Below are 13427 nucleotides of genomic sequence, written 5' to 3' on the forward strand. Positions count from 1 at the left end.
AGGCTACGCCTCCGTGGCCGGGTGAGTCAGGCCGGGCCGGTTCATCGTCGTGTAAGTCACATCCGAAAGCGCGTTTCGAGCCCGGAAATGGCGGGAAGCAGACGGGGTTCCGGTTTCTCATGCATGCAGCGGCCCGGGCCTGCGGCGACATACACGCGGCCCTCTCCCGCACTACGGCCGGATCACACGTGTCCGCCAGCGCGGAAGCACGCGGATCTTGTGGCTCCACATCGCACTTTACGTCAACTTGGCACAGATGGAAGGCCCGGAAGAGGTGACGTATATCCCGCCAACTCGCGGTTTTCCGGCCAGGATGAGGCTGCCGCGCGCTTTCCCGCGCCCCGGGAAAGCCGCAGCCGCTCCTGTGAAGCTCCGGCGGACGGACCGGCCCCGCGCCCGCCGCGGCGGCCGATGCCCTACGACTGTGCGGCGCGCTGGTTCGGCAGGGACGGGAGGCCGGGCAGGGTGACCTGGATGCGGCAGCCGCGGCGGGACTCGGCCACGCCGATACGGCCGCCGTGGAGGTCGACGGCCCAGCGGGCGATCGCGAGGCCCAGACCGGTGCCGCCGTCGCTGCCGGGACCGTGGGGGGAGCTGACGGAACCGCGGTTGAACCGCTCGAAGACACGGTGCCACTCCGACTCGGGGATGCCAGGACCCTCGTCCAGCACCTCCAGGGTCAGGGACTCGGGCGTCGCGCCGCGCCGGGCCCTGACCGTCACACGGCCGTGCGGCGGGCTGTGCTTGACCGCGTTGTCGATGAGGTTGGCGACGACCTGGTGGATGCGCTCGGGATCCGCGTGCGCGGTCAGCTCCGGAGGGTGCACGTCGAGGTGCAGATGGACATCCGTACGCGTGTGCTTCCCGGAGTCCGAGGCGATGCCCCCGCGCGCGGAGGCCACCATGTTGGCCTCCTTCAGGACGCCGGACAGGTACGGCCACACCTCGAAACGGCGCTTGCGCAGGGGGACGACGCCGTTGTCCAGACGGGAGAGGTCCAGAAGGGTCTCCACCAGGCGCCCGAGCCGCTCCGTCTGCTTCAGGGCCGTACGCATCGTCTCGGTGTCGGCGGCCGAGACGCCGTCCACGACGTTCTCCAGGACCGCGCGCAGCGCCGCGATGGGCGTGCGCAGCTCGTGCGAGACATTGGCGACGAGCTCCTTGCGCTGGCGGTCCTGGGCCTCCAGCTCGTCGGCCATCAGGTTGATCGTCTGGGCCAGGTCGCCCAGCTCGTCCCGGCGGCTGTCGTTCACCCGGCGCGTGTAGTCGCCGTGCGAGATGGACCGGGCGACCGCGTTCATCTCGTCCAGCGGCGAGGTGAGCGAATGCGCCACGAACTGCGTGATGAGCAGCGTGGCGATCATGGAGAACACCGTGATGAAGCGCAGCTCCGTCTCGGTGCGCACCGCGATCATCGACAGACCGGTGGTGATCAGGACCGAGACGACGACGAGCGTGCCCAGCTTCGTCTTGATCGAGAAGGGGCGCACACCACCCCAGGGCGTCGCGCTCCTGCGTGACTGCGACTCACCCGCACCGCTCATACCGCCACCAGCCCCCTACGCAAGCACCGGTCTACGGTGTCGGGGTCTCCAGCGCGTATCCCACACCGTGCACCGTGCGGATCCGCTCCGCGCCGATCTTCCGCCGCAGCGCCTTGATGTGGCTGTCCACGGTCCGCGTCCCGGACGCGTCCGCCCAGTCCCACACCTCGGCGAGCAGCTGCTCGCGCGAGAGTACGGCACGCGGGGTGTTCGCGAGGCATACGAGGAGGTCGAACTCGGTGGGCGTGAGGTGGACGTCCTCGCTGCGCACCCGCACCCGCCGCTGCGCGTGGTCGATCTCCAGCTCGCCGAGGCGCAGGATGCCCGAGCGCGGGGTGGTGGCGGCCAGCGCGGCGCGCTCCACGCGGCGCAGCAGTACATGCACGCGCGCGGCCAGCTCCCGCATGGAGAAGGGTTTCGTCATGTAGTCGTCGGCGCCCACGCCGAGCCCGACCAGCATGTCCGTCTCGTCGTCCCGCGCGGTGAGCATCAGCACCGGCACCGGCCGCTGCGCCTGCACCCGGCGGCAGACCTCCAGGCCGTCGAAGCCCGGCAGCATGATGTCGAGGATCAGCAGGTCGGGCTGCCATGCCTCGGCGGTGTCGACGGCGGCCGGACCGTCACTCGCTGTTTGCACGAGGAATCCCTCGGCGCGCAGCCGGGCCGCGATGGCGTCGACGATCGTCGCGTCGTCCTCGACCACCAGCACCCGGCGCTGAGCGCCCGGGGTCGCCGTCGTGCCGGTCTGGGAGGTGTGTGTCTGCTCCATCGCCCGCCCCTGTATTGCTTTCCGGGATCCGTGGGGTGATCCCTTGATTGCGCATGACTGCGGTTGCCGCGTGAATGATCGGCGTCAGGGGAGCAGCGTACGGGCAGTTACCGTGCCTCGGCTATCCAGGTCGGACCCCGAGGTGCACGACGTCCGGAACGCCTCGGGCAACCGGGATCTCTTCGGTACGCACCTGTTGGAACCCGGCATTCCGCAAGGTTTCCTCGAATTCCGAGGACGGCTGGGCCGACCACACCGCCAGGACCCCGCCCGGCTTCAACACCCTTGCGCAGCTTGTCAGTCCGGATGGTGAGTACAGACCGCCGTTGCCCTCGGTAACGGTCCAGTCGGGCCCGTTGTCGATGTCCAGGCACAGGGCGTCATATGTGGCGGACATCTCATTGACGAATTCGAGGAGATCGGCTTCGGCGATCTCGGTACGAGGGTCGGACAGCGCGTCGGAGGACACCTCGGCCAGCGGTCCGCGCCGGTGCCATTCGATGACGGCCGGCTCGCGTTCCACCACCGTGATGCGCCCCCAGCGCGGGTCGGCGGCGGCGTGCGCGAGTGAGAAGCCGACGCCCAGACCGCCGATCAGTACATGGGGCTCCGGCCGCCCGCCCAGGACGTCCAGGGCCGCGTCGACGAGCAGCCGCTCCGAACGCCCGTCGGAGGTGTCCATCAGGAAGCACCCGTTCGCGATGATCTGCAGCCGCTCCCCGTGGCGCCGCAGCACGACCTCGCCGTACGGGCCCTCGCGACGATCGATGACTTCCGGGGCGTCCGGGACATCCGGCATGTCGTACGAGGTGCTCATGGGGCCATCCTGGCAGTTCCGGCAGCCCGCGCACCGTGAATTTCCGCGCGGGGGCGGGGAGTTGCAGCCGTGAGGGTGACCTTGTTCGAGCTGCCGGGACCTGTCGTACTGCTGTGAATCCGGGTTCACAGTGGCGCCGGTCACAGACAGCGCCGTACAGGATGTCGAGGGTGAGGGCCCACAAGGAAGGAGCGCCTCACCGTGGACACCGGGGACCGGGCTGCGACACCTGGCGCGCCGAGGGGCGTATCGGCGGCGGACGCACTGGCGGCGGACGCACTGGCGACGGATTCACCGGCGGCTCGTGTGTCCGCGTCCGCGACGGGTGTGCCGGCGGACGGCGAGATCCCGCTGGACGGAATTCCGCAGCAGCGGCAGGCGGTGTTCGTGCCGACCGCAGCTGATGGCGAGGCCCCCGTGAGGCAGGGCGTCGCGGTTCGGGCGGCCCGTCCTCCATGGTGGCGGTCCGTGCGGGCCAGGTGTTCCCGGAGCTCCCTGGCCCTGCTCCCCACCCCGACCGGCACCCCCTTCACCTGCGCGTACGCGGCCGTCCTCGTCCTCACCTCGCTGATCGCCGAGTACGCCGACCCGTCCCTCGTACACGCCCTCCACCAGGGCTCCAGCACGGACGTGGCGCACCTCCTTCAGAATCCCGTGCTCGTGCTGTTCGCGAGTGCGCTGTGGGTGGCGGGCGGGGTGTCATCGCCGTACGCGGCCGGGCTCCTGCTGGTGCTGACCGCGCTGGAGCGGAGGATCGGCGGGCCGCGCACGGCGGGTGTCTTTCTGCTGGGGCATGTCGGGGCCACTCTCGCCACCGAGGTTCCGATCGGCCTCTCCGTCCTCGTCGGCCATCTCCCCGGGACCTCGCTCCACCGGCTCGACTACGGCATCAGCTTCGGCGTGGCGGCGGCCGTGGGAGCGCTGGCGGGGGTGCTCCGCCCCTGGCTCGGGTGGCCGCTGCTGGTCGCCTTCGGCGGGATGCTGGTCGACGATCTGATCGCCTTCCGGGACCCGATGACGAACTGGGGCCATCTGATCGCGCTGGCGATCGGGGTCGCGGCGTGGCCGGTGGTACGGCGATGGTGCGGACGGCCGAAGAGTGTTCCCGCCCGGCCGGCGTGCCGGGCGGTCACCGGTTCCCGGTGAACTTCGCACTGGTCAGCGGTGCCTCGACCCGCCAGCCCAGCGACTCGTACAACGCCCGGCCCTCCGGGGTCCCCGCCAGTACACCTGTCTCCACGCCCTGTTCCGCCGCGACGCGGGTGAGCGTGCGCATCACGAGTGTGCCGAGGCCGCGGCGGCGGTGGGCGGGAGACGTCTCTATCTGGTCGACGACGGCCGTCCAGCCGGTCGGGGCGAGCTGGCCGCGTGCCGCCCAGGACCCGTCCGGCGCGGCGACGGCGACTCGGGTCACGCCGCCCCGTGACCAGGTGCGGAGCCGGTAGCCGGGAGGTGCGGGCGCGGGCTCCGGGGTGGCCGTCATGTGCACCGACATCAAGTACCCCGGCTCCGGATCGATCCACCAGCCCTCGCCCAGCCACGGTCCGACCCTCTCCGGTGCCGCGAAGACCTTGAGCCACACCCCCGCGCCCGTCACGGAGTCCGCCACCTTCCGGACCGCGGCCTCCTCGACCGCGTCGTTCGTCGCGGCGAACACATGGCGCGTCATGTGCTCGGCCCCGCCCACGTCGATCGTGTATCCCCAGGGCTCGGCCATGGGCGGCGCCGCGCCCCGCGACACGACCCAGCCGTCGATCCACGCCCGCACGATGCTGTCCAACGCGACCTCCCGTAATAGGTGAATCAGGCTTAAGGCTATTACCTCCCCGGGGTGGTACCTCCTTGATCGCTCAGAGCGAACAGCATCGGGGGAACATTTGAAGGCTCACATGCATTGAGTCGGCATAGCTCAACTTGACTGCCGAGGGAGAGACAATGACTTCGACGTCCACACCGCTCACCCTGCCCGTGCTGCCCCTCGACGACGAGGTCGTGCTCCCGGGGATGGTGGTGCCGCTGGACCTGAACGACGCCGATGTACGGGCCGCGGTGGAGGCCGCGCAGGCTGCCGCGCGATCGGAGCCGGGGAAGCCCAGGGTGCTTCTGGTGCCGCGGATCGACGGGACGTACGCGGGCACGGGCGTACTGGGGACCGTCGAACAGGTGGGACGGCTGGCCGACGGAGATCCCGGGGCGCTCATCCGCGGGCGCGGCCGTGTGAAGATCGGCGCCGGGACCACCGGGCCGGGTGCCGCGCTCTGGGTCGAGGGGACCCGGGTCGAGGAGCAGGTGCCCGAGCCGCTGCCCGGGAATGTCGCCGAGCTGGTCAAGGAGTACAAGGCCCTCGCCACCAGCTGGCTCAGGAAGCGCGCCGCCTGGCAGGTCGTCGACCGGGTGCAGGCCATCGACGACGTCTCCGCCCTCGCCGACAACTCCGGGTACTCGCCGTTCCTCACCACCGCCCAGAAGGTGGAGCTGCTGGAGACGGAGGACCCCGTCGCCCGGCTGAAGCTCGCCACCGAGCAGTTGCGGGAGCACCTCGCCGAGCAGGACGTCGCCGAGTCCATCGCCAAGGACGTCCAGGAGGGCGTCGACAAGCAGCAGCGCGAGTTCCTGCTGCGGCGTCAGCTCGAGGCCGTCCGCAAGGAGCTGCGTGAGCTGAACGGTGAGAAGGACGGCGAGGAGTCCGACGACTACCGGGCCCGCGTCGAGGCCGCCGACCTTCCCGAGAAGGTGCGCGAGGCCGCCCTGAAGGAGGTCGACAAGCTGGAGCGGTCCTCCGACCAGTCGCCCGAGGGGTCCTGGATCCGCACCTGGCTCGACACCGTGCTGGAGCTTCCCTGGAGCGAGCGGACGCAGGACGCGTACGACATCCAGGGCGCCAAGGCCGTACTGGACGCCGAGCACTCCGGGCTCGAGGACGTGAAGGAGCGGATCACCGAGTACCTCGCCGTGCGCAAGAGGCGTGCGGACCGGGGGCTGGGTGTCGTCGGCGGGCGGCGTGGAGGCGCCGTTCTCGCGCTCGTGGGCCCGCCCGGCGTCGGCAAGACCAGCCTCGGTGAGTCCGTGGCGCACGCCATGGGGCGGAAGTTCGTACGTGTCGCGCTCGGCGGTGTGCGGGACGAGGCCGAGATCCGCGGGCACCGGCGGACGTACGTGGGCGCCCTGCCCGGCCGTATCGTCCGGGCCATCAAGGAGGCCGGGTCCATGAACCCCGTCGTCCTGCTCGACGAGATCGACAAGGTCGGCTCCGACTTCCGCGGTGACCCCGCCGCGGCGCTCCTGGAGGTGCTCGACCCCGCGCAGAACCACACGTTCCGGGACCACTACCTGGAGGTGGAGCTGGACCTGAGCGATGTCGTCTTCCTCGCCACCGCGAACGTGCTGGAGGCCATCCCGGAGGCGCTGCTCGACCGTATGGAGCTGGTCCGGCTCGACGGGTACACCGAGGACGAGAAGGTCGTCATCGCGCGGGACCACCTGCTGCCGCGCCAGCTGGAGCGCGCGGGTCTCGACGGGAACGAGGTCACCCTCGACGAGAGCGCCCTGCGCAAGCTCGCCGGTGAGTACACGCGCGAGGCCGGCGTACGCAACCTGGAGCGGTCCATCGCCCGGCTGCTGCGCAAGGTCGCGGCCCAGCACGAACTCGGCGAGCGGGAGCTGCCGTCCACGGTCGCCGAGGGCGACCTGCGCGGGCTCATCGGGCGGCCGCACCACGTGCCCGAGTCCGCCCAGGACCCCGCCGAGCGGCGCACGGCCGTACCCGGTGTGGCCACCGGTCTCGCGGTGACCGGCGCGGGCGGCGACGTGCTGTACGTCGAGGCGTCGCTGGCCGACCCGGAGACGGGCGCGGCCGGGCTGACCCTCACCGGCCAGCTGGGCGACGTGATGAAGGAGTCGGCGCAGATCGCGCTGTCCTTCCTGCGCTCGCACGGCGCCGAACTGGAGCTGCCCGTGGGCGATCTGAAGGACCGGGGGGCGCACATCCACTTCCCGGCGGGGGCCGTGCCCAAGGACGGTCCGAGCGCGGGCATCACGATGACGACTGCCCTCGCCTCGCTGCTGTCGGGTCGGCTGGTCCGTACGGACGTGGCGATGACCGGCGAGGTCTCGCTGACCGGCCGTGTCCTGCCGATCGGCGGCGTCAAGCAGAAGCTGCTGGCCGCGCACCGGGCCGGGATCACCACGGTGATCATCCCCAAGCGCAACGAGCCCGACCTGGACGACGTGCCCGCCGAGGTCCTGGACAAGCTCGACGTCCACGCCGTCACGGATGTCCGCCAGGTCCTCGAACTGGCCCTGTCCCCGGCGGAGGTGAGCATCCCGGCCGCCGCTTGATCCGCCCGGGGCCCCGCCCTGGGCCCGGCGGCTCCGGCCGGTTCCGGTCGCGCTGTGAGGGACGCGACCGGTGAAGGGAGGCCCGGTTCCCCGGCGAAGGGGACCGGGCCTCCCGTACGCGTACGCCCGTGGGCGTGCCGGACTCGGGGGACACCCGCTGCGACGAGGGGCCGGAGGCAGCCGTTGATCCGTCCCTGCGAAATACTTGCGGAGCTGCGGCAGTACGCGGCCTTTGGCGGAGACTTCCAGCAACGCGGAACCGGATCGGGAGCGCTGACGTGCACGAGGGCGGAAACGGCGAGGGGCATCGGATCGGGTCCGGCGCGGCGGAGCGGGGGATGGACCCCGCCTTCCTGGAGCTGGAGCGGGAGCTGACGGTCCTCCTGCGGCGTGCCCGCGCCAAGTCCGGCGAGATGGCCCGCGCGGTCCACCCCGATCTGGAGTCCGCCGCGTACGGGCTCCTGGCCCGTCTCGACGAGACGGGGCCCCTGCGCGCCACCGACCTGGCCGCCTACATCGGCGTCGGCAAGGCCACGATGTCCCGCCAGCTCCGTGCCCTGGAGCACCTCGGCCTGGTGGCCCGCGAGCCCGACCCCGCGGACGGCCGCGCCTGGCTCGTCCACCTCACGGACGAGGGCCGGGCCCGGTTCCGCAGGGTGCGCGACGCGCGGCGGGAGCGCTACGTACGGCAGATGGGCGGCTGGGACCGCCAGGAGGTCGCCGAACTCGCCCGGCTGCTGCACCAGCTGAACCAGACGAGCGAGGGCTGACCCCCGGAGCCGTCCGGGAGCGCTGATCCCGGGCGGCCCGCGCCCGCGTCACGGCTTTCCCCGCACCGCTTCCCGGTGTCACAGCTCCACGTACCCCACCGTCGCGTCGTCGTGCCGCTTGCCCCGGCCCAGGTGCGCCCGCTCGGTGTCGGCCGCCTCCAGGGCCCGTACGCGCTGCACGAGCGCCCGCGCTCCCTCCTTCCGCACGACGGTGAGGCAGTCGGCCCAGTCGCCCTCCCGGAACGCCTCCACCCAGCGCGTGGCGCCGTCCGTCAGGGCGGCCAGGGCGTGGACCGAGGAGCGCGGCAGCACCCCCGTCACGGCGCGGGAGGCGACCGACGGGTCGGCCGCGGCCGTGAAGAAGCCGCCCTCCCTGTTCCGCAGCGTCGTGTCGGTGAACTCGACGCTGGTCAGAGCGGACCGCGGGATACGGGACAGGCGGTCGTCGAGGACCGTGGTCACCCTTCCGTCCGGTGCCGTGAGCAGGAGCGTGGCGTCGGACAGCACCAGGTACTCGACGGATTCATCGGACCAGCGGGCGAGGGCCACGGTGGCCTGCGGGGTACGCGGGTGAGAAAGGTCACAGGTTTGCGCATGGGACGCGGCGGTACGAGAGATGGCCTGGGACAGAACCTCGGCCGACGTCAAATCCCGTGCGGAAACGGATATTTCGAGCAGGGCGCCACCGAGGCGGGAGGAGAACCAGGCGACCGAATGTCGACAGCCATACGCACTCCGCGGCGGCGTCACGCCGTCCAGGACCACCAGCGCGCCGCCCTGTCCCGAAGCGGGCAGCGCGACCGCGGCGAAGTCCTCGTTGGGGCGGGCCGGGTCACCGGGCTCGGAGACGAGTTCCGTACGCATTCGGCCAGTCTGCACGAGCCCTTCACACGGCTCGCGAAAGGCCGGCATTGGTCGCCGAACGGTCGCGGCCGGACTGGTCAGGCGTCTGGTTTAGTGCGGAATGAACGGGTCCGGTGAAGCGTGGTGGCGAATCCTGCCAAAGGGCGTCGCCCACGTCCAACCCGTCCGCCGGACAGGCCCCTCGCGTGCGCCAGAGGAACTTGCCCGCCAACTCCCCTCCGATGTTCACTCCTTCGGGTGGCGGGTCTGATGATGCTGGATCACCGTCCACCGGCACTGGGAGGGTCGGGAGCCGTACCGGGAAGACGCCAGAGTTGACGGCACGTCACCCGGGCCCATGGGTACACGAGTCAGGAATGCGAGCACCGGTGCAGAAAATGCGGCCTCGGCGCACAGGCAAGCAGTCGGCCTCCAAGGCCGCCCCCGACCAGGGCGGGCAGACGGGCGACCAGCCCGCCGTCGGTACCGGTCGCCCCGCGCATGTCCGCAACCGGCTGATCGGCGCCGTCGCCGTGGTCGCCGCCGCCATCGCCGGTGCCGGAGCCCCCTCGGTCCTCGCCGCCTCCGGCGAGCTGAACGACGCGCAGAACCTGGTGACGCTCGCCGAGCGGACCCAGCAGGCGCTCACCCTCGCCCACGCCCTGGCCGACGAGCGGGACGAGGTCACGGTGTACGTCGCCGCCGGGCGCCCCGAGTCCGAGGCACCCAGCGAGGAGCGCAGCGCCCGCGTCGACCGGCAGGTCCAGGAGCTCAAGGCCGACGCGCCCACCGGGCTCCGCACGGACCTCGACGAGATCGCCTCCGTCCGCAGGACGGCGCTCACCGGCAAGAGCACCGCCCTGGAGGCGCACGAGGCCTACTCCGCCACCATCGCCGAGCTGCACGCCCTCGCCGAGGAGCTCGCCGCGCAACTGCCGCCCGGCGCGAACGACGGTGCCCACGCGCTCGCCGAGCTCGACACCGCCGTCCAGCAGTCCGCCGCCGCCCGCGGACTGCTCCTCGCGGCGCTGAACGTGCCGAAGTCCGAACAGTCCGCCATCGACCCCGTCACGGGCCTGCCGACGACCGAGATCACCACCTCGGCCGCGGACAGGAAGCAGCGCGACGAGCTCGCCGCCGCCGCCCAGCGCGCCCGTGTCCGCTCCGACGCGGCCCTCGCCGACTTCCGCGAGACGGCCCCCGAGGTCGCCCGCTCCTCCTACGACTCCACGGTCAACGGCCCCGAGGTCACCTCCGCCGACGACTACCTCGACAAGCTCACCGACCAGCCGACGCTCTCCGACTCGGAGCTGAACACCGGCACCAGGAAGCTGGACGCCGCGCTGTCCGCCCGTGTCGAGCTGATGCGCGGCGTCGAGGCCTCCCTCAACGACCGGCGCACCAAGGACCTCGCCCAGCAGCGCGACGACGCCGTCACCACGCTGGAGATCCGTATCGCCGTCCTCGGCGTCATCTTCCTGGTCACCACCGGTGTCGCCACCGCGATGGCCCGCACCCTCACCCGCCCGCTGGCCGTGCTGCGCATCGGCTCGGCCCGGGTCGCCGGCGACCCGGCGAACGAGGAACCGGTCAAGTTCACCGGCCGCAACGACGAGTTCGCCCAGGTCGTCCGCTCCGTCAACGCGCTCCACGCGCACGCCCTCGCCCTCCACGAGCGGCTCGCGCCCCTGGAGGGCGACCGCAAGCACCTCATCGGCCAGCGCGCGACCATGGCCGACGAACGCGACCGGCTGCGCGCCGAACTCGCCGACGCCGCCGCCCATCTGGAGCAGGTCCGGCACAGCATCCACGGCACCTTCGTCAACCTCGCCCTGCGCACTCTCGGCCTCGTCGAGCGGCAGCTCGCCGTCATCGAGGGCCTGGAGGAGCGCGAGCAGGACCCGGACCGGCTCGCCACGCTCTTCAAGCTCGACCACTTCGCGACCGTCATGCGCCGCCACAGCGAGAACCTCCTCGTCCTCGCCGGTGCCGAGCACGGTCAGCAGCACGCAGGGCCGGTCCCGCTCGTCGACGTCGTCCGGGCCGCCGTCAGCGAGATCGAGCGGTACGACCGCGTCCGGATCGCCGCGCTGCCGCCGCACGCGCACATCGCCGGGTTCGCCGCCGACGACCTCAGCCATCTGCTCGCCGAACTCCTGGAGAACGCCACCTCGTTCACCCCGCCCGACCTGCCCGTCGAGATCTCCGGCTGGCTGCTGGAGAACGGCGAGGTGATGCTCTCCGTGCAGGACGAGGGCATCGGTGTCACCGCCGACCGGCTGGAGCGGCTCAACGCCCGCCTCAAGCACTTCGACCCGGAGGAGCCGTACGACCAGGAGGGCGGCGACGGACTCGGGCTCGGCCTGTACGTCGTGGCCCGCCTCGCCCACCGGCACGGTGTACGGGTCCGGCTGCGCGAGCAGAAGCAGGGCGGAGTCGCGGCCGTCGTGGTCGTCCCGAAGCCGCTGCTGGCCACCGCGCCCGCGACCGCCGTCCCCACCTCCGGGCCGGTGGCCGCCGAGGCCCCCACGACCTCCCTGCCGGGTGCCGACGCCGAGGTCAACTCCAATGTGCTGCGCGGCCGTTCGACGATCGTGGTCCGCGAGCCGGAGGGCGACGGAGACCCGCTGATCGAGGCGGCCGAGCGGGCCCTGAAGGAGCAGGTCACCGCCGGGGAGCCGCAGGAGGCCGTACGGGACTCCGAGGCCGTACGGGACGACGCCGCCGTACGACCGGACGCGCCCGCCGGGGCCGAGGAGCCCGCCGGGGCCGAGGAGGCCGCCGGGACGCCTCAGCCGGTTGAGACGGTCTCCGAGACCACGATGGAGCTGTTCGTCCCGGAGCCCCGGTCGGAGACGGCCCCCGGCGCCGAGCCCGCCGCCGACCCGTACGCCATCGGCCCCGACCGGCACGAGCGCTCCGCCGACGAGGGCAAGGCGGCGCCCGCCCCGCAGGACCCGCACGCCACCGGCACCGCGCCCGACTCCGACGGCGCGCCCGCCGAGGCCCCCGCGTTCACCGACAAGGGCCTCCCCAAGCGCACGCCCAGGATCACCGCCCCCGCGGCGGCTCCCAGGCCGCGCACCGGGGGCGTCAACGCCGAGGAACTGCGCCGTCGGCTCGGCGGGTTCCACCAGGGCGCCAAGGACGGCCGCCGAGACGTCGAGGCGGAGATAGCCGAGACAGCCGAGACAGCCGAGAGGACAACAGGGGAGGCGGGGGCGCCCGAGGCGCGCCGGAAAGAGCACGACCCAGTGGAAGCATCGGGGGGCACATCCGAGGAGGCAAGCAGTTGACCGCGCCCAGTACCTTCGGACTGAGCAACGAAGCCCGCAACCTGCACTGGCTGCTGACCAACCTCGTCGAGGAGGTGCCGGGCCTGCTGTCGGTCGCGGTGGTCTCCTCCGACGGCCTGCTCCTGCTCTCCTCCGACCCCTGGAGGAACGCCCAGGCGCGGGAGGGACGCACCGGCGGCCCCGCCGGTCCCAGGGGCTCCGCCGCCGATCTGGCCACCATCGTCTCCGGTATCGGCAGCCTCACCATCGGCGCCGCCAAGCTGATGGACGGCGGCGGGGTCAAGCAGACGATGGTCGCGATGGAGCAGGGCAGCCTGTTCATCATGTCGATCAGCGACGGCTCGCTGCTCGGTGTGCACGGCTCCCCGGACTGCGACATGAGCGTGGTGGCGTACCACATGGCGCTGTTCGTCGGCCGCGCCGGACACGTCCTGACCCCCGAACTCCGCAGTGAGCTGCGGAAGTCACTCGAGGCGGATACGGCGGGGAGCGCGCGATGAGTACCTCGGAAAAAGCGTCCAGGACGTCATCCGGATCCCAAGGGTCCGCCGCACCGGGCGCTTCGAGGTCGAGCGCTCAGCAGAAGCTCCCCGTCCGCGGCGGTGACCGCAAACCCGCCCGGGTCCGCCCGTACTCCCTCACCGGCGGCCGCACCCGCTTCGGCCACGTGCTGCTCGTGGAGACGTTCGTGGCGAGCAGTGCCCCCGCTCTCGAAGCCCCCGATGAGCGGCGGGAACTGACGAATGGTTCACTCGACACCAAGGTGATGCCCGAGATGCGGGCCATCGTCGAACTCTGCCGCCGCATGCGGACGGTGGCGGAGATCGCCGCGCTGCTGAGAATGCCGCTCGGTGTGGTTCGCGTCCTCCTCAGCGATCTCGCGGACCAGGGAAAGATCCGTGTGTACGGAACAGGTCACGGACCGGGACAGCCGGACCGCGCTCTGCTGGAAAGGGTGCTGAGTGGACTCCGTCGTCTCTGACGCCTCCTCCCCGGGTGTCACGCAAGATCCCGCCTCCCGGAGTGCCACCCGGCACGCCGCCTCCCCCC

Annotated in this window: 11 protein-coding genes; 6 read left to right on the forward strand and 5 right to left on the reverse strand. The window is 71.8% G+C overall.

Annotated features, from left to right (window positions below; translation table 11 throughout):
• Nucleotides 1-416: 416 nt before the first annotated feature.
• The 3 genes from FNH04_RS14645 to FNH04_RS14655 all read right to left on the reverse strand — a co-directional run bounded on the left by FNH04_RS14645 (nucleotide 417) and on the right by FNH04_RS14655 (nucleotide 3130).
• Nucleotides 417-1544, reverse strand: a complete 1128-nt coding sequence (locus FNH04_RS14645) for a HAMP domain-containing sensor histidine kinase (protein ID WP_152784236.1) — start codon at nucleotides 1542-1544, stop codon at nucleotides 417-419.
• 31 nt (nucleotides 1545-1575) lie between these two features.
• A complete protein-coding gene (locus tag FNH04_RS14650) occupies nucleotides 1576-2313 on the reverse strand; it encodes a response regulator transcription factor (protein WP_152784239.1) in 738 nt (245 codons plus the stop codon).
• Between the two features lie 121 nt (nucleotides 2314-2434).
• Complete coding sequence (locus tag FNH04_RS14655; protein WP_228031375.1) at nucleotides 2435-3130, reverse strand: spermine/spermidine synthase domain-containing protein; 696 nt, start codon at nucleotides 3128-3130, stop codon at nucleotides 2435-2437.
• 279 nt (nucleotides 3131-3409) lie between these two features.
• Here FNH04_RS14655 and FNH04_RS14660 point away from each other — a divergent pair, with 279 nt between their 5' ends.
• On the forward strand, nucleotides 3410-4276 hold the full coding sequence (locus tag FNH04_RS14660; protein ID WP_228031377.1) for a rhomboid-like protein: 867 nt from the start codon (nucleotides 3410-3412) through the stop codon (nucleotides 4274-4276).
• On the opposite strand, the gene FNH04_RS14665 is transcribed toward FNH04_RS14660, so the two are convergent.
• The gene (locus FNH04_RS14665) at nucleotides 4260-4910 is read right to left on the reverse strand and encodes a GNAT family N-acetyltransferase (protein WP_152784241.1); all 651 of its coding nucleotides are present in this window, start codon (nucleotides 4908-4910) and stop codon (nucleotides 4260-4262) included. The two genes, FNH04_RS14660 and FNH04_RS14665, sit on opposite strands and share 17 nt — an antisense overlap.
• A 155-nt stretch (nucleotides 4911-5065) precedes the next feature.
• On the opposite strand from FNH04_RS14665, the gene lon reads away from it, so the two are divergent.
• The gene (lon, locus tag FNH04_RS14670) at nucleotides 5066-7468 is read left to right on the forward strand and encodes an endopeptidase La (RefSeq protein ID WP_152784243.1); all 2403 of its coding nucleotides are present in this window, start codon (nucleotides 5066-5068) and stop codon (nucleotides 7466-7468) included.
• Between the two features lie 278 nt (nucleotides 7469-7746).
• Nucleotides 7747-8238, forward strand: coding sequence for a MarR family winged helix-turn-helix transcriptional regulator (locus FNH04_RS14675; protein ID WP_322723069.1), 492 nt, complete (start codon nucleotides 7747-7749; stop codon nucleotides 8236-8238).
• Between the two features lie 78 nt (nucleotides 8239-8316).
• Here the strand turns inward: FNH04_RS14675 and FNH04_RS14680 are convergent, their stop codons facing one another.
• Nucleotides 8317-9102, reverse strand: a complete 786-nt coding sequence (locus FNH04_RS14680; protein WP_152784245.1) for a protein phosphatase 2C domain-containing protein — start codon at nucleotides 9100-9102, stop codon at nucleotides 8317-8319.
• 368 nt (nucleotides 9103-9470) lie between these two features.
• Between FNH04_RS14680 and FNH04_RS14685 the strand changes: the two genes are divergently transcribed.
• The 3 genes from FNH04_RS14685 to FNH04_RS14695 are packed head-to-tail and all read left to right on the forward strand — an operon-like array spanning nucleotide 9471 to nucleotide 13359.
• The gene (locus tag FNH04_RS14685) at nucleotides 9471-12377 is read left to right on the forward strand and encodes a sensor histidine kinase (RefSeq protein ID WP_322723070.1); all 2907 of its coding nucleotides are present in this window, start codon (nucleotides 9471-9473) and stop codon (nucleotides 12375-12377) included.
• A complete protein-coding gene (locus FNH04_RS14690; protein ID WP_152784250.1) occupies nucleotides 12374-12877 on the forward strand; it encodes a roadblock/LC7 domain-containing protein in 504 nt (167 codons plus the stop codon). The genes FNH04_RS14685 and FNH04_RS14690 overlap by 4 nt, the downstream gene beginning before the upstream one ends.
• Nucleotides 12874-13359, forward strand: coding sequence for a DUF742 domain-containing protein (locus tag FNH04_RS14695; protein WP_228031376.1), 486 nt, complete (start codon nucleotides 12874-12876; stop codon nucleotides 13357-13359). Before FNH04_RS14690 ends, FNH04_RS14695 begins: the two co-directional genes overlap by 4 nt.
• Nucleotides 13360-13427 lie beyond the last annotated feature (68 nt).

Source organism: Streptomyces phyllanthi, assembly GCF_009377205.1.
GTDB classification, from domain to species: domain Bacteria; phylum Actinomycetota; class Actinomycetes; order Streptomycetales; family Streptomycetaceae; genus Streptomyces; species Streptomyces phyllanthi.

Excerpts from the sequence above, each read along its gene's own strand:
- FNH04_RS14655 (WP_228031375.1), bottom strand. The coding sequence starts at position 3,130 with ATGAGCACCTCGTACGACATGCCGGATGTCCCGGACGCCCCGGAAGTC.
- lon (WP_152784243.1), top strand. The coding sequence starts at position 5,066 with ATGACTTCGACGTCCACACCGCTCACCCTGCCCGTGCTGCCCCTCGAC.
- FNH04_RS14680 (WP_152784245.1), bottom strand. The coding sequence starts at position 9,102 with ATGCGTACGGAACTCGTCTCCGAGCCCGGTGACCCGGCCCGCCCCAAC.
- FNH04_RS14695 (WP_228031376.1), top strand. The coding sequence starts at position 12,874 with ATGAGTACCTCGGAAAAAGCGTCCAGGACGTCATCCGGATCCCAAGGG.
- FNH04_RS14645 (WP_152784236.1), bottom strand. The coding sequence starts at position 1,544 with ATGAGCGGTGCGGGTGAGTCGCAGTCACGCAGGAGCGCGACGCCCTGG.
- FNH04_RS14650 (WP_152784239.1), bottom strand. The coding sequence starts at position 2,313 with ATGGAGCAGACACACACCTCCCAGACCGGCACGACGGCGACCCCGGGC.